The sequence below is a fragment of the Chryseobacterium sp. AC417 genome, assembly GCF_979258215.1.
Genome location: NZ_OZ409845.1, coordinates 2,081,352 through 2,104,954 on the forward strand (window position 1 = coordinate 2,081,352; position 23,603 = coordinate 2,104,954).

16 protein-coding genes are annotated in these 23,603 nt (G+C 35.1%); 15 read left to right on the plus strand and 1 reads right to left on the minus strand.

What is annotated here, in order from left to right:
* Positions 1–3 precede the first annotated feature (3 nt).
* The 5 genes from ACZZ9T_RS09990 to ACZZ9T_RS10010 all read left to right on the plus strand — a co-directional run bounded on the left by ACZZ9T_RS09990 (position 4) and on the right by ACZZ9T_RS10010 (position 10,046).
* On the plus strand, positions 4–774 hold the full coding sequence (locus ACZZ9T_RS09990; protein WP_463442996.1) for a TIGR02757 family protein: 771 nt from the start codon (positions 4–6) through the stop codon (positions 772–774).
* Positions 775–784: 10 nt separating this feature from the next.
* The gene (locus ACZZ9T_RS09995) at positions 785–1,315 is read left to right on the plus strand and encodes a DUF1003 domain-containing protein (RefSeq protein ID WP_463431754.1); all 531 of its coding nucleotides are present in this window, start codon (positions 785–787) and stop codon (positions 1,313–1,315) included.
* 131 nt (positions 1,316–1,446) lie between these two features.
* The gene (locus tag ACZZ9T_RS10000) at positions 1,447–3,804 is read left to right on the plus strand and encodes a choice-of-anchor L domain-containing protein (RefSeq protein WP_463441967.1); all 2,358 of its coding nucleotides are present in this window, start codon (positions 1,447–1,449) and stop codon (positions 3,802–3,804) included.
* Between the two features lie 170 nt (positions 3,805–3,974).
* A complete protein-coding gene (locus ACZZ9T_RS10005; RefSeq protein WP_463441968.1) occupies positions 3,975–7,583 on the plus strand; it encodes a choice-of-anchor L domain-containing protein in 3,609 nt (1,202 codons plus the stop codon).
* Positions 7,584–7,685: 102 nt separating this feature from the next.
* Positions 7,686–10,046 carry a choice-of-anchor L domain-containing protein gene (locus ACZZ9T_RS10010; RefSeq protein WP_463441969.1) on the plus strand — a complete coding sequence of 787 codons (2,361 nt, stop codon included), beginning with the start codon at positions 7,686–7,688 and terminating at the stop codon, positions 10,044–10,046.
* A 71-nt stretch (positions 10,047–10,117) separates the two neighbouring features.
* On the opposite strand, the gene rsmA is transcribed toward ACZZ9T_RS10010, so the two are convergent.
* On the minus strand, positions 10,118–10,888 hold the full coding sequence (gene rsmA, locus ACZZ9T_RS10015; protein WP_463441970.1) for a 16S rRNA (adenine(1518)-N(6)/adenine(1519)-N(6))-dimethyltransferase RsmA: 771 nt from the start codon (positions 10,886–10,888) through the stop codon (positions 10,118–10,120).
* Between the two features lie 92 nt (positions 10,889–10,980).
* On the opposite strand from rsmA, the gene ACZZ9T_RS10020 reads away from it, so the two are divergent.
* From ACZZ9T_RS10020 to ACZZ9T_RS10065, 10 genes are all read left to right on the plus strand, one after another.
* A complete protein-coding gene (locus ACZZ9T_RS10020) occupies positions 10,981–11,877 on the plus strand; it encodes a cell division protein FtsX (protein ID WP_463431760.1) in 897 nt (298 codons plus the stop codon).
* A gap of 3 nt (positions 11,878–11,880) precedes the next feature.
* Positions 11,881–12,180, plus strand: a complete 300-nt coding sequence (locus ACZZ9T_RS10025; protein WP_463431761.1) for a DUF3098 domain-containing protein — start codon at positions 11,881–11,883, stop codon at positions 12,178–12,180.
* Between the two features lie 115 nt (positions 12,181–12,295).
* The gene (locus ACZZ9T_RS10030; RefSeq protein WP_463441971.1) at positions 12,296–13,114 is read left to right on the plus strand and encodes an undecaprenyl-diphosphate phosphatase; all 819 of its coding nucleotides are present in this window, start codon (positions 12,296–12,298) and stop codon (positions 13,112–13,114) included.
* A 12-nt stretch (positions 13,115–13,126) separates the two neighbouring features.
* Entirely contained in the window at positions 13,127–13,519 is a 393-nt protein-coding gene (locus tag ACZZ9T_RS10035) for a hypothetical protein (RefSeq protein ID WP_463431763.1), read from the plus strand.
* A 67-nt stretch (positions 13,520–13,586) separates the two neighbouring features.
* Positions 13,587–14,285, plus strand: a complete 699-nt coding sequence (truB, locus tag ACZZ9T_RS10040) for a tRNA pseudouridine(55) synthase TruB (RefSeq protein ID WP_463441972.1) — start codon at positions 13,587–13,589, stop codon at positions 14,283–14,285.
* 80 nt (positions 14,286–14,365) lie between these two features.
* Entirely contained in the window at positions 14,366–14,875 is a 510-nt protein-coding gene (locus ACZZ9T_RS10045; RefSeq protein ID WP_463441973.1) for a hypothetical protein, read from the plus strand.
* On the plus strand, positions 14,875–15,597 hold the full coding sequence (gene rluF / locus ACZZ9T_RS10050; RefSeq protein ID WP_463441974.1) for a 23S rRNA pseudouridine(2604) synthase RluF: 723 nt from the start codon (positions 14,875–14,877) through the stop codon (positions 15,595–15,597). The genes ACZZ9T_RS10045 and rluF overlap by 1 nt, the downstream gene beginning before the upstream one ends.
* 521 nt (positions 15,598–16,118) lie before the next feature.
* Positions 16,119–17,936: a 30S ribosomal protein S1 gene (gene rpsA / locus ACZZ9T_RS10055; RefSeq protein ID WP_463441975.1), complete on the plus strand. Its 1,818-nt coding sequence runs from the start codon at positions 16,119–16,121 to the stop codon at positions 17,934–17,936.
* A gap of 241 nt (positions 17,937–18,177) precedes the next feature.
* Positions 18,178–20,778: a T9SS-dependent M36 family metallopeptidase gene (locus ACZZ9T_RS10060; protein WP_463441976.1), complete on the plus strand. Its 2,601-nt coding sequence runs from the start codon at positions 18,178–18,180 to the stop codon at positions 20,776–20,778.
* Between the two features lie 134 nt (positions 20,779–20,912).
* Complete coding sequence (locus tag ACZZ9T_RS10065; RefSeq protein WP_463441977.1) at positions 20,913–23,531, plus strand: T9SS-dependent M36 family metallopeptidase; 2,619 nt, start codon at positions 20,913–20,915, stop codon at positions 23,529–23,531.
* Positions 23,532–23,603: the final 72 nt, after the last annotated feature.

Here is a 23,603-nt window from a genome sequence, read left to right on the forward strand (position 1 = left end):
ATGATGTTGAATTTTGAAGAATTAAAAGAATTTCTGAATGAAAAAGCTGATGTGTATAATAATTCTGAATTCATTCAAGATGATCCTATACAGATTCCGCATCGTTTTTCTCTGAAGCAGGATGTTGAAATTGCAGGTTTTCTGGCAGCTACCATTTCGTGGGGAAACAGAAAATCAATCATCAGATCGGCAGATAAAATGCTCGAGATAATGGGAAATTCACCGTATGATTTTGTCATGAATCATTCTGAAAATGATTTGAAATCGATTGAAGATAAAAGCATTCACAGAACTTTTAACGGTGAAGATTTTGCATATTTCATAAGACAGTTTAAGAGGATTTACATCGAAAATAACAATTTTGAAAATTTATTTACAATAAAAAATCCTGAAACCAATTTTTACCATGCCATAGAAAGGTTTCGTCAGAATTTTCTGCAAACTGAAAAACACAGAAGCCATAAGCATGTAAGTTCACCCTACAAAAATTCATCATCAAAAAGAATCATCATGTTTTTGCGTTGGATGGTGCGAAATGACAATCGTGGCGTAGATTTTGGGATCTGGGAAAACATTGATTCCAGATATTTATCAATACCTTTAGACGTTCACACAGGGAACATTTCAAGAAAACTGGGTTTAATTTCCAGAACGCAGAATGATTGGAAAACGGTTTTGGAATTAGACGAAATCATCAGAAAATTTGATGAAAAGGATCCTGCTAAATATGATTTTGCATTATTCGGATTAGGAGTTACAAAAGAATTATTTTAAACAAAAAATAATGAAAACATCACACGAGAAAATAGAATTTCTTGAAAAAATGGCAGACGGAATCACTTCATGGATTGGTTCTATACCGTCTCTCATCATTCATACGTTACTATTTACCACTTCATTTTTGCTGCCTGCTTTTGGTGTCGTTGATTTTGATAAAATGCTGTTGGTATTGACGACAGTGCTTTCTTTGGAAGCAATTTATCTTTCCATTCTCATTCAGATGTCAGTGAATAAAAGTCGTGAAAAAATTGAGGACATTCAGGAAGATATTGAAGAAATAAGTGAAGACATTGAAGATATTCAGGAAGACCTTGAAGAGATCAGTGAAGATATTGAAGAGATCACAGAAGATATTGAAGATATTCAGGAAGATATTGAAGAAATCAATGAAGATGAGGATGACGAAGAGCATATAGAAAGAGCTAAAAATGCTATTTTGAAAAACAATGTAAGTACCAATAGAAACGAAATCAAATTACTGAAAGATAAAATAAACGAGCTTCAGAATATGATTGATCAGATGAAGAAAGACTAGTTTCTAAAATTGATGTGATGATTTTAATGATCATAAATCATATTAACAATTTGTTATTAATTTAAAAATCTGTAGGTTAAACTTTAATCAATTAAGATTATTTTTATTATTTTTGAGCAAACAATAATAAAATGTTAAATTATCGATTAAAAAATTACTTTAAGATTAGTTTTGTTCTGCTATTCTTTTTAAGCATATTTTCTTATGCACAGAAAGGAAGAAGACCCAACGCAAAGAAAAACATTCCTATGAATGCCAAAGCTGGTGATTATATAGATGTGAATGTTGCACCTTATCCACAAAGTAATTTCACTCCCACACAGCTTGTTACTGACGTACTTGTAGGAAGTTCTGCAGGATGCGGAACACCCAATATTTCCAATGTTTCTATTAGTCCTAGTCAACCCATTACAGATAATGATCGTTTTTGGGGTTACTTTAATAAATCAACATCAGCATTTCCTTTTAATGAAGGAATCGTTTTAACTACAGGTTATGCAAGAGAGGCAGGAAACACGGCAGTTACAAATGTTCTTGGCGGAAGCACCGGAACGGCTTCTGATCCTGACTTAGTTGCGGCTATAGGAACCACACAAAACCTTTTTGATGCAGTAATTTTAGAATTTGATTTCGTTCCGTCCAGTTCTCTAATGAAGTTTAATTATATTTTTGCTTCAGAAGAATATACAGGTGGATTCCCTTGTTCAAATTATGATGATGCATTCGCTTTATTGTTAAAACCTAATACGGCAGGTTCTACGTATACAAATTTAGCAGTTTTACCGGGAGGAGCCGGGCCTGTTTCGGCTACAAATATTGTTCCTCAAAACCCACTTTTTTCTTGTGGTCCTATTAATGGGCAATATTTCGGTTCTTTACCACCCAATCAAATTAATTATTACGGGAGAACAATCCCATTAACAGCAGAAGCAACTGTTGTTCCTGGGCAATCGTATCACATCAAAATGGTATTAGCTGATGCAAGAGACGGAAGTTATGATTCTGCCGTCTTTTTAGAGGCGGGTTCTTTTGATATTGGTATCAGTATTGTTGATGGTGCAGGAAATCCAGTTCCTGAAACTCTGAATGTATGTGACAATACACCACAGGTTTTACAAGCACAGGTGGCTGCAAGTCCGGGTATGACGTTTCAGTGGTTTAAAGATGGAGTAGCAATTCCGGGAGCTACCAATATTCAATATACGGCTACAACACCGGGAATTTACACAGTAAAAGTTACAGTTCCGGGTGGCAACTGTCCTGGAGAGGCAAAAGTAACCATCATAGGTGGTACAACTCCTGTTGCGCAAAATGCTACGCTTAAACTTTGTACAACACCAAGTGTCTCAACATTTGATCTTAATTTAGCAAAACCATCTATCAGTACGACTCCAGGTGCGGTGTTTAAATTTTATGTGAATCAGGCAGATGCAGTTGCTCAAAATAACAATTTCATAACATCTCCGGAAATTTATAATGGTGCTGATGGTCAGGTTTTACACGTTTTAGTTTCCAATGGAATTTTTTGTAGTAAAGTGGTTACTTTAACATTACGCAAAGAAGCTACACCAATTGCGGCTCTCACAGCATCAAAACTAAAAATATGTTCTGGTGAATCTGTAACTCTTACAGCTTCTGGTGGAGTTACTTACCAGTGGGAAGGTTTTGCAGGTACTGGTGCAGTACGTACAGTCTCACCTACACAAAATACCACTTACACAGTGTATGCAATTGGTGCACAAGGATGTAAATCTTTGCAGCCGATATCAGTTGTTGTAGAAGTAGTTCCGGCAATTACCTCTAATCTTACAGGTGGATTTATATGTGTCGGAGACAGAATCACCCTTGATGCAGGAGCAGGACCGAATTATACATATTCTTGGAGCACTGGTGAAACAACGCAGACAATATCTGTAGGTACACCGGGACCATATACAGTAACAATAAGTAATGGAGTTTGTATTAAAATTTTTACGACTCAAGTTCTTTTGGCAATCATTCCGGAAATCATTAATGTTGAGTATAGTGAAAGCGGAACGATGGTAATTACAGCAAGTAATCCTAGTAACGGACAGTTAGAATATTCTATTGATAATGGAGTAACTTGGCAGTCATCCAATGTATTTACAAACGTTGGTAAAAATGTAATTGTGCCTATTAGAGTTAGGGTAAAAAATACAAGTTGTGTCGGAACATTAGAGTATTTTACATTTATAATGAAAAATGTAATCACTCCGAATGGTGATAATGTAAACGATATGATAGATTTTAGAGGAATTAGCGATTTGAAAGATTTCCAGGCTGTAATATCTGATCGTTACGGTAAAGCAGTTTTCAAAGCTGAAAAAATAAGACCTTTTTGGGATGGTTATTTCCAAGGAAAAAAATTACCTACATCCTCTTATTGGTATCAGGTAACTTTTGAAGATCCAGCGAGTAAAAAACTTACTGTAAAAACAGGATGGATTTTGTTGAAAAATTTTGAATAACAACTTATAACATGATAAAAAAAGACCGACTGATGTTCGGTCTTTTTTTTATTTGAATAGAATTAGCTTTAATATATTATGTTTCATAAGATTATGTTAATAATAAGATAAATATTTCTGAATTAAATTTTAATCAAAAAAAATAGTATTTTTGTTAAAAATAATGCAAAATGTTAAATAAAAGTACAGGAAGTATATTTTTGTCTTTATTATTAGTTCTTGTTGGAAATTTTACATTTTCTCAGACTAGAGAAAAAGGTAAAACTATTCATAAGGCATCAGCACAATCTATGAAAGCAGGAGCTTTTATAGATGTGAATACTGCAACCTATCCTGAATCTTCATACAGCATTACCCAATTGGTAACAGATGTTCTCATTGCAGGCGGCTCTACTTGTTCCACAGCAAATGTGAGCAATGTAGTTGTATCACCCAATTTGGCAGTAAGTAATCAGGCAAGAACCTGGGGCTTTTTTAACAGAGGTACCACAAGTTTTCCTTTTGCAAAAGGTATTTTACTAACGACGGGACATGCCAGAAAAGCAGGGAATACTTATCAGGCAACCGAACTGAGTGATGGCGTTCCTACACAAGGCGATATTGATTTGGCGACAGCCTTAGGAATATCAAATACTAACTTAAAAGACGCTACATATATAGAATTTGATTTTATTCCTAGTTCTACAGAAGTGAAATTCAGATATCTTTTTGCTTCAGAAGAATATGAAAATAATTATCCGTGTACCATCGGTGATGGCTTTGCGTTGTTGCTTAAAAAAGTAGGTGATCCTACCTATACCAATTTGGCAGTATTGCCTGGTGGGGCAGGACCTGTAAGTGTTACCAATATTCATCCCGCTAATGAATTTGATGGTTCTCCGCTTGTTTGCGGACCTTCTAATGCAAGTTACTTTGCAGGTTATAATAACGCAGCTATTGAAACAAATTTTAGCGGACGTACAATTCCTCTTACCGCAACTGCAACTGTAATTCCTGGTCAAACATACCATTTCAAGATGGTTTTGGCAGATTATCAGGATGCAGCATTTGATTCTGGTGTCTTTCTTGAGGCAGGATCATTTGATATAGGTGTTCAGATTTTAGGACCAGCTGGGGTTCAGCTTCCAGCTTCAATTAATGTATGCGATAATGCACCACAGACTTTCACAGCATCAGTTCAGATTCCCAATGCTACATATCAATGGTTTTTAGGAACAACAGCAATACCGGGAGCTACAGGTGCATCATATACTGCAACACAGCCAGGTGTTTATTCTGTTGAAGTGCTGATTCCTGGAAATTCCTGTCCGGGAAAAGCTACCGTTACAATTGTTGGAGGAACCTCACCTACAGTACAAAATGCTACCTTGACCAGCTGCTATACAGCTGGAAATGCTACTTTTAATCTTACATCTGCTCAGAATTCTATAAGTACAACTCCTGGTGCTACATTTTCATTTTATTTAAATCAGGCAGATGCTAATGCAGGAAATACAAATACAATTCCGGCTCCTACCACTTTTTCAAGTGCAGGAAATCAAACTATTTATGTTTTAGTGAAAAATGGTTTCTGTTCTAAAGTTGCACAACTTCAATTGGTAAAGGCGGCAGAAATTACAGCTGTAATTGCAACACCGGCAGCGTTGACGTGTACTAATACTCAAGTAACATTAAATGCTTCTGCATCTGTATATCCTGCAGGTTCTACATTTGCATGGACGACGACAGGTGGGAATATCGTTTCCGGAGGTACAACCTTAAACCCTGTTGTAAGCGCAGCAGGAACTTATACTTTGACTATTTCAAATACATTTGCCGGGAACGTAACTTGTACTGGCGTAGGAAATGTAACTGTTGTAGGGGACAGCGCACCACCTGCAACCGGACTTACAGCGAGCAAAATATTAATTTGTTCAGGTGAATCAGTGATCCTTACCGCTTCTGGTGGAGCCACTTATAATTGGGGTGGAGGTCTTCCTGGTAATGGCGCAACTCAGACAGTATCACCTACTGCAACCACCACATATACAGTGACCGCTGTAGGATCGAACGGTTGTATTTCAACAACTGCTGCCTCTGTTACAATTGAAGTTTCACAACCTTTTACAGCTCAAAATGCAAGTCTTATAAAATGCTTTCAACAAGGAAATATAACATACGATCTTACTTCTGCGCAACCTCTGATAAGTACATCTGCAGGAATAACATTTACCTATTATGTAAATCAAGCTGATGCTAATGCAGGTAACACCAGCAATATCACAACACCAACTGCATTTCCAAGTGCTGGAAATCAAACGATTTATGTTTTAGTAAGCAACGGAGGATGTAAGTATGTGGTAACACTACAATTATTAACGACAGCAGTTACGACTTTAACCATTGCTGCCCCTCAAACCATCACGTGTACAACTGCTCAGGTTACTCTGAATGCTTCTGCTTCAGTAATTCCGGTAGGATCAACAATCGCATGGACAACAACAGGTGGTGGTAATATTGTGTCTGGCGGAAATACTCTTAATCCTGTAGTAAATGCAGCAGGAACATATACCCTGACCGTCACCAATATCACACAACCCCAAAATTTAACATGTACATTTACTGCAAGCGTTACAGTTATTCAGGATAAAGTTTTACCGGTAGCTAACCTTACTTCAACTTTTCAGCAGATCTGTCCAGGTGAGTCTGTTACATTAACAGCTTCTGGGGGAGTTACTTACAACTGGGGTAATGGTCTTACTGGAAATGGTCCTACTCAAACTGTCTCTCCAACGAATAATACAATTTACACAGTCTTTGCTGTAGGAGCAAATGGCTGTATCTCTGCTAATCCTGCTTCAATTACAATTGTTGTAGGTCCTCCAATCGCAATAATTGCTGCTTCTAAAAGTAAAATATGTGCAGGTGAATCTGTAACTCTTACAGCCAGTGGAGGTTTCACATATAATTGGGTGGGTCTTCCCGGAAATGGTAACACTCAAGTTGTATCACCTGCTGTCACTACAACTTATTCAGTATTTGCATTGGGTGGAAACGGATGTGTTTCAAACACTCCCGCAACAATAACTATTGAGGTAGTGCCCGCAATTGTTTCGACATTACAAGATGTTTATGCCTGTGCAGGTGATAATGGAACTTTAGATGCAGGTGCAGGACCCAATTATACATATCTGTGGAGTAATGGTGCGACCACACAAACAATTACAACAAATATCCCTGGTTCTTATTCAGTAACAATCAGTAACGGAACATGTTCAAAATTATTTACGGCACAGCTTATTAATCCTGATCTTCCTCAATTTACCAACGTGGTTTTTGAGAATAATGTATTGACGATCTCTGCTACAAATCCTTCAAACGGATCGTTAGAATATTCTATTGATGGAGGTAATACTTGGCAGGCTTCTAATATTTTTTACAATGTTTTAAATAACACCAATTATAATCTGATGGTGAGAATTAAAGATGCAAAATGTGGTAACATGCTGCAATACTTTACCTTTGTAATGAGTAATGCAATCACTCCAAACAGTGACGGGATCAATGACTATATTGATTTTTCTGGAGTTAGCAATTATAAAAACTTTGCAGCTTCGATCTTTGACAGATATGGTGCAGAATTATTTAAAGCAGACAAATCAAATGTAATTTGGAATGGATCTTTAAAAACAATCAATCTTCCAACTGCCACTTATTGGTATAGAGTTCAATGGGAAAACCCTGCAAGTAAGAAATTAGAGTTAAAATCTGGATGGATTTTACTTAAAAATAGAAACTAAATATAAAAGTCTCCAATTTGTGAGACTTTTTTTATGTTAAAAATTCGACATATTTATGAAATTTATTTAAAAAAAAGCTAAATTTGTTAAAACAAAATTATTATGAAGAGATATCTACTGTTGTTTTCATTATTTTTAACCTATGCAAGTGTTTATTCACAAACATTAAAACCCAGGATACCGCAGAAAGAAAAAATTTCGGCTGAATCAAAAAAAGCAGGTGTTTACATTGACGTAAATACGGCCGCATATCCTGAATCTGCATTTTCACCTTTACAATTAGTTAAAGATGTTTTGATTTCATCAGGAACAAATACATGTATAACACCTAATGTTTCTAATGTTACGGTAAACCCTAATTTACCAGTGACGAATACCAACCGATCTTGGGGATACTTTCATAAGGGTACTACCAATTTTCCTTTTAAAGATGGTATTGTCTTGTCAACAGGATATGTTAATAAAGCAGGTAACAGTGCGTTTGGAAATTTAAGTGATCAATTGACGACCGGGAGCGATCCGGATCTTGTCGCTGCAACCAATCCACAAGGAACATTGAATGATGTTGTAATACTGGAATTCGACTTTGTACCTACAACAAGCCAGATAAAATTTAATTATCTTTTTGCTTCAGAAGAGTATACAGGAGGTTTCCCTTGTAGTTTTTCTGATGCTTTTGCATTATTGCTGAGACCGGTGGGAAGTACTGCTCCTTATGTTAATATGGCTGTATTACCAGCGGGTGCAGGTCCTGTAAGTGTAACAAATATACATCCTGCTCTTCAGGACAATGGTGCTACACTTTCTTGTGGAGCTGCAAATCCTACATTTTTTGCAGGATATAATAATGCCAATATAGAAACAAACTTTGGCGGACGAACAATTCCTCTTACTGCAACAGCAACAGTTATTCCCGGACAGGCTTATCATTTTAAGATGGCCATCGCTGATGCAAGTGATAGAAGTTATGATTCTGCTGTTTTTCTTGAAGGAGGTTCTTTCAACATTGGTGTTGAGCTCTTAGATCCTTCGGGAGCACAATTACCAGCAGAGATTAATGTATGTGATAATGTACCACAAGTCATTACTGCTTCTGTGAATGATCCTAATTTATTGTATCAGTGGTTTTTCAATGGGAACCCGATTCCAGGAGCAACATCAAATGTTGTTACCGCAATACAACCTGGAAATTATACGATCGAAGTAACCGTTCCCGGTAATCCTTGTCCTGGAACTGCAACGATAAAAATCAACGGTGGAACGACTCCGTTAGCACAAGATGCAAGCTTCTTGTTGTGCAGCACACCAGATATTACAACTTTTGACTTAAATAACGCAAAACCCCTGATTAGTCCAACACCAAATGCAACTTTCAGATTTTATGCAAATCAAGCTGATGCAACTGCTCAAAATAACAATTTTATTACCAACGTTGCCAATTATAACGGTACAGACGGTCAAATTTTATATGTTGTAGTTTCTGACGGCGGTTTTTGTAGTAAAACCATCAAGCTTACTTTAGCAAGAGAAGTTACCCCAATAGCTCAGGTTTCTACAACAAGAGTACGTGTTTGTCCGGGTGAAGTGGTAACACTTACTGCGACAGGTGGTGTTACTTATTTATGGGATAATTTTACCGGAAACGGGAATACTCAGACAATTCCAGTTTATCAGACAACAACATTTACCGTTTATGCCATTGGAGCTAAAGGATGTAAATCTCTAATTCCTGCAAAAGTAGTGGTTGAGGTTGTACCGGAAATCACGTCACCTTTGCTTGATGTAGAAATGTGTATAGGAGATACCATCCTTCTCGATGCGGGTGCAGGAACCAATTATACTTATTTGTGGAATACGGGTGCAACTACTCAAACTATTACAGCTACACAATTAGGAATTTATACAGTGAAAATCAGTAATGGTATCTGTGATAAATTGTTTACCGTAAAAGTATTCGGTGCATCTTCACCGTTCTTCACTAATCTAAGCTATGAAAATGGTACTTTAACAGCGATTGCGACAAATCCTTCGATCAATAATATTTTCGGAACATTAGAATATTCTTTGAACGGGATTGACTGGCAAGACTCAAATATTTTTACCAATCTTGTAGACAATACGACATACAATGTTCAGGTAAGAATAAAGGAAACAACTTGCGTTGGTGCGATAGAATTCTTTACACTTGAAATCAACAATGTGATTACTCCAAATCAGGATGGTGTGAATGATGTTTTAGATCTTACTAACCTAAGAGACTTCAATAATTTCACAGGGTCAATCTATGACAGATATGGAGTGGAAATTTTCAGATTTTCAAAAGAAAGACCTATCTGGGATGGTACGATCAGCGGAAAAAGATTACCAACTGCTACTTATTGGTATAAATTCAACTTTGAATATAAAAAATCAAAAGTGCAGATGGGCAGATCTGGTTGGATCATGTTGAAAAACAGAGAATAATATTCAATTCATATTAAATAAAAAACAGCCTTTCAAGATTTGAAAGGCTGTTTTTTATTTTGAAAAGAAAATTACATATTTTCTTTCCAGAGTTGTGTGATATGTATAAAATCCGCAACACTTAATTCTTCTGCTCTTTTATCTAAAAATTCGTGATTAGTTAATGCTTCCGGAATATTGAGAACTTTCCATGAGTTTGAAAGCTTTTTTCTTCTCTGGCCAAAACCAGCTTTAACGATTTGTTTGAAAAGCACTTCATTTCCTGCCAAACCTTCCTTCGGATTTCTGGTCAGTCTAATAACCCCTGACTTTACTTTAGGTGGTGGATTAAAAACATTTTCATGAACGGTAAACAAATAGGTAACATCATAATAAGCCTGCACAAGAACAGATAAAATTCCGTAATCTTTCGTTCTCGGAACTGCAGCGGTTCTCTCTGCAACTTCTTTCTGAAACATACCTACCATCTCAGGAACGAGTTGATAATAATCGATAATTTTAAAGAGAATTTGAGAAGAAATATTATATGGAAAATTACCTATTATGGCAATTTGTTCATTATTAATAAAATTAAAATCCTGTTTCAGAAAATCTCCTACAAAAATTTCTTCGGTAGCTTTTGAGTAATTTTTTTTAAGATAATCGATTGATTCAGTATCAATTTCTGCCAGATAAATAGTTTGTTCTTTTTCTAAAAGATATTTGGTGAGCACGCCCATTCCTGGTCCTACTTCCATAACGTTGTTGTAGTTTTCGTAGCTTAAGCCTTCTACAATATTTTTTGCGATGTTCTCATCGGTCAAAAAGTGTTGACCCAGATGTTTTTTTGCTCTTACACTCAAAGTTTATTTATGATTTCGTTAACAATGATTTTCTCTTATTCGTTCCAAATTTCGGTAGAATTTTTCTATTTTAGCCAAAAATTTTAATATTAATGGCGAAATCTGTAGAAGAGTTTAATAAGAAAAGGCTTCGGTCTAGCAATATTACTGTAGTAATAAGTATTGCCTTAGTGTTATTTTTATTGGGATTAATGGGTTTGATTCTAATCAATGCACAGAAATATTCTGATTATCTTAAAGAGCAACTGGTTGTAAATGCGTACTTTGACGAAAATTATGACGATAAAGATTCTGCAAAAATAGCAAAACAGGAAGCAGTTGCAGTAGAAGTTATCAAGGCGATGGAGTCTGTAAAGCGCACGAAATATATTTCTAAAAAAATGGCTACAGCCGAAGCCAAAAAAAGTTTAGGGATCGATACAGAAGCACTTTTTGATGAAGATATTTATCCTGCTTCTGTGGAAGTAGCCTTAAAACCGGAGTATACAGATTCAACTAAAATTGGAGCAGTCTTAACTCAAATCAAATCAGTTCCCGGAATTATCGACGTAAAAAACGATTCAGATTCTCAAAAGATATACGATAAATTAAATAAAATTCTAAAATGGATTTTGGCATTTTGTGTCTTGTTTTTAGTGCTTGCGATTGTTTTAATTAATAATTCGATCAGACTAAAAGTATTCTCAAAAAGATTTATCATCAAAACCATGCAGTTGGTAGGAGCGAAAAGAAGATTTATCTTAACGCCGTTCATCAAAGAAGCATTAATTCTTGGTTTATTGGGTGCAGTATTAGCTCTTATAGCTTTGTCTGGACTTTGGTATTACTTTACAACCACTATAAAAACTCCTTTCGTACAAGATACCAACCAATATTTCTGGTTAGTTCTTTTGGTATTCGGAGTTGGTATTTTCATCACAGTATTAAGCACAATCATTGCAACATGGAGATTCTTAAGATCGAATGTTGACGATTTATATTATTCTTAAAAAATGGGCAAAAAGACACATAAATTTTCCGCATCAGATTTTGGTACGGATACAGAAGTTGCAAAAGAGCAAACATTCTACTTCGGGCAGCAAAATTACAAATGGATGCTGATTGGTTTAGCCTGCATCGTTATCGGTTTTCTTTTAATGATGGGACCAGATGCAAACACCGTTGACGGAAAATTAGATCCGAATGTATGGAATGATGACATTTTTTCGATCAGAAGAATCAGAATTGCACCTTTATTGATCGTGATCGGTTTTGTAATAGAAATTTATGCAATTCTAAAAAGAAAGAAATAAAAAATCAGATAAAAAGATTTAATCACAAAAGTCGGTTGCTGTGCAATTGACTTTTTGTGTAAATTAAAAACGCTGAAAGCAATATTAATCATCAATTACCCATTACTCATAAATTATGGATTTAATCAAAGCAATCATCATTGCGATTGTAGAAGGACTTACAGAATATTTACCTATCTCGTCAACAGCTCACATGGGTTTTGCCGCAAATCTGATGGGCTTAGAAGAAACCGAATTTTTAAAAATGTTTCAGGTTTCCATTCAGTTTGGAGCCATTTTATCGGTAGTCGTTGCTTATTGGAAAAAGTTTTTCGACCTGAAAAATCTTCAGTTTTACTTTAAATTAGGTTTCGCAGTAATTCCTGCGTTGGTTTTAGGGTATATTTTTGATGATAAAATTGAAGCGGTTTTGGGAAATCAAATCGCAATTTCTTCAGTGTTAGTTTTGGGTGGTGTCGTTCTTTTATTTGCAGATAAATGGTTTAAAAATCCTGTTATTCATGATGAGAAAGAATTATCAATAAAAAAAGCAGTAATCATCGGTTTTTGGCAATGTCTCGCCATGATGCCGGGAACCAGCAGAAGTGCAGCCTCAATTATTGGAGGGATGACACAAGGATTGACCAGAAAAGCTGCAGCAGAGTTTTCATTTTTCCTGGCAGTTCCCACTATGTTGGCGGTTACCGTATATTCAGTTTTTGTAAAAACGTGGGGAAAGGAAACCGGAAATCCAATGAAAGGTTACGAAATGATTCTTGAATCTCAAGATCACATCATGATATTCATCGTTGGGAATATTGTAGCATTTATCACAGCACTTATCGCAATCAGAGCATTCATCGGAGTTCTGAACAAGTATGGTTTCAAACCTTGGGGTTGGTATAGAATTATTGTGGGAATCGCTTTACTGATTTATTTTTATTGGTTTAAATAATTAGTTCTTTGCATGAGCAAATTCGATCCTGATCATAAAATAGTTGAGAAAATAATTACAGATACAAGATACTTTGTAATTTATGTTCTAATAGGAGCTGTTATGTTCGGATTTGTATTGCAAAAGTGTAACAGAGATTCTGATGAAAGCCAATTACAACTAGCAGCCTTGCATAGAATTCTTGATTTTGAAAAAGAATCTTTTATTATTAAAAAAGGTATTGACTCTACCAATAGAAATATACCTTATATGATATTTTCTGATGGTGAAAAAGTAAATATTGACGAGAGATTTTACAGATTAATTAAATTAGATGATTCTTTATCAAAGAAAAAAAGTTCAACAATCTATTACATCTATAGAAATACAAGGGTTTTAACCTATGATTATTTATCTGAAAATTAATTACATCTGCTAGTCTATACTTTTGCTAAATTATTCATTACTCATTACCAATTACCCATAAAAAAAAATGACAGCAGAACAACTTCTCGAAGGTCAGATTCTTCTTTTAGACAAACCTCTGGACTGGACTTCTTTCCAGGCGGTGAATAAAATGAAATACAAACTCAAAAACGAGTTTGGTCTTCCGAAAAAATTTAAAATCGGTCATGCAGGAACTTTAGATCCGAGAGCAACAGGTTTATTAATTGTCTGCACAGGAAAATTCACAAAAAAAATTCCTGAAATACAGGATGCACCAAAAGAATACTGGACAGAAATCAAAATCGGTGTTCAGACAGAATCTTACGATACCGAAAAACCTGAAATTCTTCAACAGGATATTTCGCACATCACAGAAAACGATGTGAAAAAAGCTTTAGATAAATTTTTGGGTGAAATAGAACAGAAACCTCCTATTTTTTCCGCCATTAAAATTGACGGAAAAAGAGCTTATGATATGGCAAGAGCAGGACAGGAAGTTGAAATGAAATCAAGAAAAACGACAATCACATATATTGAAAATATAGAAATTAATTTTCCTTTGATAAGTTTTACCGTTGGTTGTTCAAAAGGAACTTACATTCGCAGTCTGGCTCACGATATTGGTCAGGAATTACAAGTTGGTGCTTATTTAACTCAATTAAGGCGCACTAAAATCGGCGATTATAAGATTGAAGATGCAACAGTAGATTTTTTAGAAAACGAATACAGATTTGAAAATTTATGATTAGAAATTTATTTTTAACATTATTTTTACTGATTTCATTTAAAGTTTTTTCGCAAGTTAATTCTTCTGAAAAACCTAAAATGGATTTTTATTTTAATCCAAATTTGAATGTAGGATATAATTTAGGAAACAAGATTAAAGAAAATCAAAATAAAGATTCTTATGACTATCAACAAAACGTGGCGCCGTATCTTCCCAACGATTTTACTTACGGAATTTCTGCAGTAGGTGGTTACCAATTTCTTCCTAACTTTGCAATCGGTACAGGTTTAAAGTATAGTTATATCGATCCGAATTTTCATTTAATGTATTGGCTCGTTCAGCCTAAGTTTATTTTTAATCCCGGTGATGAAGCATTTTTTATAGATGTAACTTATGGTGCACAAATAAATAAGTCGGTTATTTCAAATTCTATATTTTGGAGTCTGAAAGCTGGTCTTCAGGTTGCCTACTCAAAAAGACTGAGCCAGGAAGGAGGTTTGGTTTTAGAAGGCTTCCGATTGGGCAATTCGAGTACCGTTTTTGTAGGCTTAAGCTATGGAATTACCATTTTCAGTAATAAAAATTATACAATAGAAGGAATAGAATAATGGAAAAGACACGTATCAATAAATATCTCTCAGAAGTAGGCTTTTGCTCAAGACGGGCAGCAGATAAGCTTTTGGAAGAAGGAAGAATAAAAATAAATGGCATAGTTCCGGAACTGGGAACCAAAGTTTCTGACGAAGACGTTGTGGAAGTAGACGGAAAACCTATTCGTGAAAGCGAAGAAGCTCCAATTTATATAGCTTTTAATAAACCTGTAGGGATCGTTTGTACCACAGATACCAAACGTGAGATTGATAATATTATTGAATACATCAACCATCCTAAGAGAATTTTCCCAATCGGCAGGCTTGATAAACCGAGTGAAGGTCTTATTCTGCTCACCAATGACGGCGATATCGTTAATAAAATTCTTAGGGGAAAGAACAACCACGAAAAGGAATATCTAGTAAGAGTAGACAAGCCTCTGAACTCAAAATTTTTAGAAAAAATGCGGAATGGCGTACCGATTTTAGATACAGTCACCAAAAAATGTGAAGTAGAAAGAATTGATGACATGACTTTCCGTATTGTTCTGACTCAGGGTCTGAATAGACAGATCAGACGGATGTGTGAATTTTTAGGCTATGAGGTGAAAAAACTGAAGCGTATAAGAATCATGAACATCAAATTAGATGTTCCTTTAGGCAAATGGAGAGATTTAACTGCTGATGAGTTATCTGAACTCAATGCTATGCTGGATGGCTCATCTAAAACGTATGAGTAATTATAAAAAATAAACATTTTTCAAATAATTATTTTTTAGTGATTTGGCTTTTTTAATTAAATATTTCATATATTTGTTTTCATATTAGTGATTTTTATAAACACTAATGTAATGATGAGAAAGAATAATCATTAATAGCAGCTTTTTAATGTCTGCTATTTTCTTTGTTAAAATAAGATTAGGTAGGGATAGGATTAGTTAGTTTTTTACCATCTTCTTTTTAAAGTGAATTTTAATATTTAGAATTAGAAGAATTTTTTTATCATGTTTGTGTTTTTTTTAACGGATGTGCATTTTGCCATCCGTTTTTTATTGTAATGCTTTGAAATACTGTTCACTAATTATATTTAATATTGATGTTAAAACTATTGCTGTAATTAAAAAAAGTCGTACTTTTGCACTCACTTTTGTGAACGTACTTTAGGCGAAGTAAAATATTAACAATTAACATCTTCCATATTTTTCAGGATTCACAGCAAAGCCAAAGTCTGTAAGAATTGGAATACAAATTTTATTAGAAAATGTCAAAAGAGACAAATTCAGCAGAGGTTATTATTAACCAAAACGTAGCACCGGAACAATTTGACTGGGATTCTTTCGAATCTGGTCTTGATGCAGATGCTAGAAAAGAAAAAAGCGATCTTGAAGAAATCTACAACGGATCTCTTAGCAGTTTAAATGATAACGACGTTATCACTGGTAAAGTTGTAAGATTGACAGACAAAGAAGCTATTGTAGACATCGATTTCAAATCTGAAGGTGTTATTTCTCTTAACGAATTCCGTTACAACCCGGGCCTTAAAGTAGGTGATGATGTTGAAGTAATGGTAGACAGAAGAGAAGACAAAACTGGTCAATTACAGTTATCTCACAGAAAAGCTAGAACGCTTAAAGCTTGGGATAGAGTAAACGAGCTTCACGAAACTGGAGAAATCGTTAACGGTTTTGTAAAATCTAGAACTAAAGGCGGTATGATCGTTGACGTACACGGTATCGAAGCATTCTTACCAGGTTCTCAAATCGACGTTAAGCCAATTAAAGATTACGATCAGTTCGTAGGTAAAACTATGGAATTCAAAGTTGTGAAAATCAACCCTGAGTTTAAAAACGTAGTAGTATCTCACAAAGCATTGATTGAAGCAGATATCGAAGGTCAGAAAAAAGAAATCATCGCACAGCTTGAAAAAGGTCAGGTTCTTGAAGGTACTGTTAAGAATATTACTTCTTACGGTGTATTCGTAGATCTTGGTGGTGTAGACGGATTGATCCACATTACAGACCTTTCTTGGTCTAGAGTGAACCATCCATCTGAAATCTTAGAAGACGGACAAACTGTGAAAGTGGTTATCCTAGACTTTGATGATGAGAAAACAAGAATCCAATTGGGTATGAAGCAATTAGAAGCTCATCCTTGGGATGCTCTTTCTGCTGACATGAAAGTGGGTGATAAAGTAAAAGGAAAAGTAGTAGTTCTTGCTGACTATGGTGCATTCGTAGAGATCGCTCCAGGTGTAGAAGGATTAATTCACGTTTCTGAAATGTCTTGGTCTACTCATTTGAGAAGCGCAGGAGATTTCGTAAAAGTAGGTGACGAAGTGGAAGCTGAAGTACTTACTCTTGATAGAGAAGACAGAAAAATCTCTCTAGGTATGAAACAATTATCTAAAGATCCTTGGGAAAATATCGAAGCTAAATATCCGGTAAGCTCTGAGCACGTTGGAACTGTAAGAAACTTTACAAACTTCGGTGTATTCGTAGAATTGGAAGAAGGTATCGACGGATTAATCTATATCTCAGACCTTTCTTGGACTAAGAAAATCAAGCATCCATCAGAATTCTGTGCAGTAGGTGATAAATTGAATGTTGTAGTTCTTGAACTAGACATCCAGGCTAGAAGATTATCTCTAGGTCACAAACAATTGACAGAAAACCCATGGGATAAATTTGAAACTAAATATGCTGAAGGAACTGTACACGCTGGTAAAGCTGTAGAAGTACACGATAAAGGTGCTTCTGTACAATTCGAAGATGCTGAAGTAGAAGCTTTCTGCCCTTCAAGATTATTAGAGAAAGAAGATGGATCTAAAATCAAAAAAGGTGAAGATGCTCAGTTCAAAGTAATCGAATTTAACAAAGAATTCAAGAGAGTAGTAGTTTCTCATACAGGTATCTTCAGAGATGAAGAGAAAAAGAATGCAAGAGAAGCTTCTAACAATAACAACAGATCTAATAATAACAACAGTAACACTTCATCTTCTTCTAACAACGAAGAAAGATCAACTCTAGGTGATATTGATGTATTAGCAGAATTGAAAAGAAAAATGGAAGGAGGTAAATAATCTCAAACCATTTTTATACATATGAAGCCACTCGTGAGAGTGGCTTTTTGTGATATGACATATCATAAGTAAAATTCAATCACCTAAAAATTAAATTTTTAAATATAAATTAATATTAATTCACTATTTAATGAATGATAATTATTGATATTGGTTTAAATTTTAGTTAAATTTATCATATTTTCATTAAAAATATTTTTTGATTGAATATTTTTTGTAGTTTTATACTTAAATAACAAAAATGAAAAAAATAACTTTACCCCTCTTATTTGCTGTTTATACAATTTTTCCATCTTCCAATCTGTTTTCACAAGACAAACAGACCCTTATTAAAGATTATATTTCAATGAATCATATCAGAGAATATAAAAAATCTGATTTGGCTAATTTTATAATTGATAATGTAGATACATCCCAATCACTTAATGGGGATATTGTAAAATTTCAGCAAATATATAATGGTTTGCCAATTCATAATTCTGTAGGTACTGCTTTAATTAAAAATGGTAAAATCGTATACTTTAATGATAATTTTTTAAAGAATTATAATAATTCAAATTCGAGTCTTGCAGTTATTAATAAAAATGCCGCTTTTGAAAATATTATTGCTGATTTAGGAAATACTGAGCTTAGAAACTATCCTATTTTGAATATCATGGATGCCGAGCCAGTACATGAAAATGTTGCTAAGCAGAGACTGATATATGTTGAGGATCAGAATGATTTAAAACTTGCTTATCAATTTACTTTTCAGGAACCTAAATCATCAAATTATTGGGAAGTTTTGGTAGATGCTCATTCAGGGCAGATTATTACTAAAACAAATTTAAACTTGTCTTGTAGTTTTCATCATGATGCCTATTCTCATGATCATTCAAATATTGATGAAAAACAGTTTGTTGGTCCATTAAATGAATCATCTAATCAGTCAGTCTCACTTTTAGCTCCTGATAATGCTTCTTATAATGTCTTTCCATTACCCATAGAAGCTCCAACATTCGGATCAAGATCAGTAGTTACAAATCCTTGGATTGTAGCTTCTTCACCAGAAGGATGGCATTATGACGGAGTGACAAGATATACTTATACAAGAGGTAATAATGTATATGCCTATGAAGATTCCAGTGCCGCCAATACTGTAGGTGCAGTTGCCCAAGGAGGTGTAGCAAGAAATTTTAATTTTCCTTTTAATATATATGCCGATCCTTTTACTAACCAGGAGGCAGCAATTACTAACTTATTTTATTTAAATAATAAGATACATGATATTTTTTACAAATTTGGCTTTACAGAAACTTCAAGAAATTTTCAACAGACTAATTTCGGATTGGGTGGGGTTGGAAATGATTATGTAAATGCAGAATCTCAAGATGGAGGAGGATTAAATAATGCTAATTTTGCCACTCCTGCAGACGGAAGTAAACCAAGAATGCAAATGTATTTATGGTCAGCTGTTAACAGAACATTTTTTTATAATGCACCATCACAGGCTGTTCTGAGAGAGCCAGCTGCAGGAGTTGCGCAGTTTGGTAATCCTTTAGACGCAACAGGTATAACAGGGAATGTTCAGTTATCCTCCGTGCTAGACGGATGTACTGCAATACCAGCAGGCTCACTTACAGGGAAAATTGGTCTCATTGAAAGAGGCACCTGTGATTTTGTAGTTAAAGTAAAAAATGCACAAAATGCAGGGGCGATTGCTGCTATAATTTATAATTTACCAACATCCGCAGCAGTTGGGGGAATGTCAGGCACTGATGCGACCCTCACGATACCTTCAGTTTTGATTAGCAATACTGAAGGAGAGTTTATTAAAAACCAGCTTTCTGCAAATACTACAGTAAATGTAACTCTTAAAGATGATCCTGCTCTTGCAATTACTCCGGATGGAAGTTTTGACAATGGTATTGTTATTCATGAATACGGTCATGGTATTTCAAATAGATTAACCGGAAACGGATCAACCTGTCTTGTCTCTTCTCAAAGTAAAGAACAGATGGGTGAAGGTTGGTCAGACTTCTTTGCCATAATGTTAACAAACAAACCGGGAGATGATGCTTCCGTGCCTAGAGGTATGGGAACCTATGCAGCAGGACAGTCGTCTACAAGTACGGGAATCAGACCTGCAAAATATTCCCCGGATTTTGCAATCAATAGTTATACTTATGGCGACACCAACGGTATGGAATATAACAACGGAACAGCAATTGTCCCGAATGTACATTCAATAGGGTTTATTTGGGCATCTACATTATGGGATCTGCATTGGCAGTATGTTGCTAAATACGGATATGCTTCTGATGTAACTGCAAATGCAGCCAGCGGAAGCGCAAGAGTTTTACAGTTGGTGACTAATGCGCTGAAACTTCAACCTTGTAATCCTACATTTATTGATGGAAGACAAGCAATTTTGGCGGCTGAACTAGCAACTACGGGAGGTGCAGACAGATGTATGATCTGGAGAACTTTTGCAAAAAGAGGTTTAGGTGTAAATGCTTCAGCAGGAGTTAAAGCCAATATTAATGATCAAATAGAAGATTTTACAGTGCCTGGTGATTGTGTATTGTCTACGGATGAAGTAAACTCCGTGAAGGACAATGGAATTTCGATTTATCCGAATCCTGCTAAAAACGAATTTTTCATTAATTTCCCTAAAAACACTTTAGGAAAAGTAAATGTTGAGATTTATGATATGTCGGGAAAACTGATTTCTACAGAAAACAAAATTTCGCCAGACTCTAAAAAGTCAATTTCAACCGATCAATTGATCAATGGAACTTACCTTGTAAATGTGAAGGGTCTTGGAATTGATACCACCTCAAAATTGCTGATTAAAAAATAATGGTCTTTAAAATTAATTTAAAAAGCTGTCTCAAAGTGAGACAGCTTTTTTTTCTTACTTCTACTTTTATTTGATTATTTATTGATAATTTACCAAAATGTTCCTATTTTTATAAAGTATTAATAAATGAAATCATGAATTGTAATTTTATTGATAAAATAAAAACTCAGAGTATTCAAATGCTGATGTTGCTATTTGTTTTGTTTTCTCATTCTATGCTTTCACAGCAACAAAAAAGATTGATTACAAACTATATTCTCACAAAACAAATTCAGGATTTTAAAAAAGACGGTCTTACAGATTTTGAAATTGATAATATAGATCAATCAACATCTTTGAAAGGTGAGATTGTGAAAATTCAACAAAAATTTAAAGGATATCCTATTTACAATGCAGTAGGAACAGCGGTAATAAAGAACGGAGAAATTTCATATTTTTCAGATACATTTATAAAAAACTATCAAGTTTCTACATCAAACACGGCATTTTTCAGCCAAAAATACGCCCTGGAAAAAATTGCTTTAGCTTTAGGAAAAAACGAAATTTCAACATTTCAGATTATTGACAGGGATGCTTTAGAGCCTGATCATAAAAAATTTGTAAAACACAACCTGACATTTGTGGAAGTTGATTCTAATTTAAGACTTGCCCATCATTTTTTTCTTCGGGAACCAAAATCACAAAACTCATGGAATATTTTAATCGATGCTAACACAGGAGAAATTCTAAACAAAGAAAATCTCAGTTTATCATGCAATTTTCACGCAGGAGCTTATGGCCACGATCATTCAAATGAATATTTTACAAAATCTCAAAATGTAAAACATAAATCATCAAATGTATTTGCGCCAGATAATGCCTCTTATAATGTATTTCCACTCCCGATAGAAGCACCTACTTTCGGTAACCGGTCAGTTCTTACAAACCCTTGGATATTGAGCTCTTCTCCGGAAGGATGGCATTCGACAGGGAATACAAAATATACCATAACAAGAGGGAATAATGTTTACGCTTATGAGGATACTAAAGATAAAGACGAACCGGGATATTCTCCCGATGGTGGCGCAAATAGGAATTTTAATTTTCCTTTTTCAATCAACGGAACTCCTTCATCTAACCAAAATTCAGCAATTACCAATCTTTTTTATATCAGTAATAAAGTTCACGACATATTTTATCGCTTTGGATTTACAGAATCTGCAAGAAATTTTCAACAGAACAATTTCGGAAAAGGTGGTGCAGGAAACGATTATGTAATCGCCGAATCACAAGATGGCGGAGGTTTGAATAACGCCAACTTTACAACACCTTCAGATGGTAGTAAACCGCTGATGCAGATGTTTCTTTGGTCTACAGCCAACAGATATTTTTTTTATAACGCTCCTTTATCAGCAATTCCACGTATTCCTCAGGCAAATGCTGCCCAGTTTGGACCTTCGCTTAATGGAACGGGCGTCACGGGAGATGTTGTTTTAGCAAATGTGATTGATGCCTGTTCTCCATTAACAGCAAATTCTTTAACCGGAAAAATCGGACTCATAGAAAGAGGTGGCGGTACGAACTGCACATTCACAGTTAAAGTAAAAAATGCTCAGAATGCAGGTGCAATTGCTGCAATCATTTATAACAATTCCAGCGCAGTTAATTTTCCGTCTTCAATGGGAGGAACAGATGCGACGATAACGATACCTTCAGTTTTAATTACAAATGACGAAGGAGAATATATTAAAACTCAATTAAATAATTCGGTAGCTGTAAATGCAACTTTAAAAAGTGATCCTGCAACTGCAATAACTCCAGACGGAAGTTTTGATAATGGTATTATTACTCATGAGTATGGTCATGGTATCTCTAACCGATTGACAGGGAACGGATTTTCATGCCTTTCCAAAAATCAAAGTAAAGAACAAATGGGGGAAGGCTGGTCAGATTTTTTTGCACTGATGCTTACCAACAGTCCTAATGATAATGCAGCTGTGCCGAGGAGTATAGGAACGTATGCAAGCGGGCAGTCAACAAACGGTGCAGGATTAAGATCCGCAAAATATTCACCAGATTTTTCTGTTAATGATTACACGTACGGAGATACAAACGGGATGGAGATTGAAGAAGATTCTGAAATCGTTCCCGATGTACACAGAATCGGTTTTGTGTGGGCAACGATGTTATGGGATTTGCATTGGCAGTATGCTGCTAAGTACGGATATGCTTCTGATGTTACATCTGATATGAATAGCGGAAGCTCACGCATTTTACAGTTGGTTACAGATGCCTTAAAATTACAGGTATGTAATCCTACATTTATAGATGGGCGTAATGCCGTATTATCTGCCGAAATGCTTACCACTAAAGGGGAAAACAGATGTATGATCTGGAAAACTTTTGCCAGAAGAGGTTTAGGTCTGAATGCTCTGGCCGGAAATAAAATGAATATTAATGATCAAAAAGAAGACTTTTCAATCCCGAAAGATTGTATGGATGGTAATTCAAATATCCCAATTGATAAAAGTCTTATAGCCATCTATCCCAATCCTGCGAAGGATGAATTTTTTATTTATTTAAAAGATAATACAATAGGAAAAGTTCATGTTCAGGTTTATGATATGTCGGGAAAATTGGTGTTATCAGAAAACAGATCTTCGCCCGACTCCAGAATTCCGGTTTCTACAAAAGATTTTGAAAATGGAGTGTATGTTGTAAAATTACAGGGTATAGGAATAGATATTTCTTCGAAAATAATAGTTAAAAAATAATAATTGAAAAAATATTACAGTCACTTCAGAAATTCTGGAGTGATTTTTATTTAATATTGAAACTCAATGAAA

What these genes read in the sequence shown, in the direction of transcription:
- ACZZ9T_RS10025 (WP_463431761.1), top strand. Translation starts at nt 11,881, where the DNA reads ATGGGCAAAAAGACACATAAATTTTCCGCATCAGATTTTGGTACGGAT.
- ACZZ9T_RS10010 (WP_463441969.1), top strand. Translation starts at nt 7,686, where the DNA reads ATGAAGAGATATCTACTGTTGTTTTCATTATTTTTAACCTATGCAAGT.
- ACZZ9T_RS10035 (WP_463431763.1), top strand. Translation starts at nt 13,127, where the DNA reads ATGAGCAAATTCGATCCTGATCATAAAATAGTTGAGAAAATAATTACA.
- ACZZ9T_RS10030 (WP_463441971.1), top strand. Translation starts at nt 12,296, where the DNA reads ATGGATTTAATCAAAGCAATCATCATTGCGATTGTAGAAGGACTTACA.
- rpsA (WP_463441975.1), top strand. Translation starts at nt 16,119, where the DNA reads ATGTCAAAAGAGACAAATTCAGCAGAGGTTATTATTAACCAAAACGTA.
- ACZZ9T_RS09990 (WP_463442996.1), top strand. Translation starts at nt 4, where the DNA reads ATGTTGAATTTTGAAGAATTAAAAGAATTTCTGAATGAAAAAGCTGAT.
- ACZZ9T_RS10020 (WP_463431760.1), top strand. Translation starts at nt 10,981, where the DNA reads ATGGCGAAATCTGTAGAAGAGTTTAATAAGAAAAGGCTTCGGTCTAGC.
- ACZZ9T_RS09995 (WP_463431754.1), top strand. Translation starts at nt 785, where the DNA reads ATGAAAACATCACACGAGAAAATAGAATTTCTTGAAAAAATGGCAGAC.
- ACZZ9T_RS10065 (WP_463441977.1), top strand. Translation starts at nt 20,913, where the DNA reads ATGAATTGTAATTTTATTGATAAAATAAAAACTCAGAGTATTCAAATG.
- rluF (WP_463441974.1), top strand. Translation starts at nt 14,875, where the DNA reads ATGGAAAAGACACGTATCAATAAATATCTCTCAGAAGTAGGCTTTTGC.
- ACZZ9T_RS10005 (WP_463441968.1), top strand. Translation starts at nt 3,975, where the DNA reads ATGTTAAATAAAAGTACAGGAAGTATATTTTTGTCTTTATTATTAGTT.
- truB (WP_463441972.1), top strand. Translation starts at nt 13,587, where the DNA reads ATGACAGCAGAACAACTTCTCGAAGGTCAGATTCTTCTTTTAGACAAA.
- ACZZ9T_RS10000 (WP_463441967.1), top strand. Translation starts at nt 1,447, where the DNA reads ATGTTAAATTATCGATTAAAAAATTACTTTAAGATTAGTTTTGTTCTG.
- ACZZ9T_RS10045 (WP_463441973.1), top strand. Translation starts at nt 14,366, where the DNA reads ATGGATTTTTATTTTAATCCAAATTTGAATGTAGGATATAATTTAGGA.
- ACZZ9T_RS10060 (WP_463441976.1), top strand. Translation starts at nt 18,178, where the DNA reads ATGAAAAAAATAACTTTACCCCTCTTATTTGCTGTTTATACAATTTTT.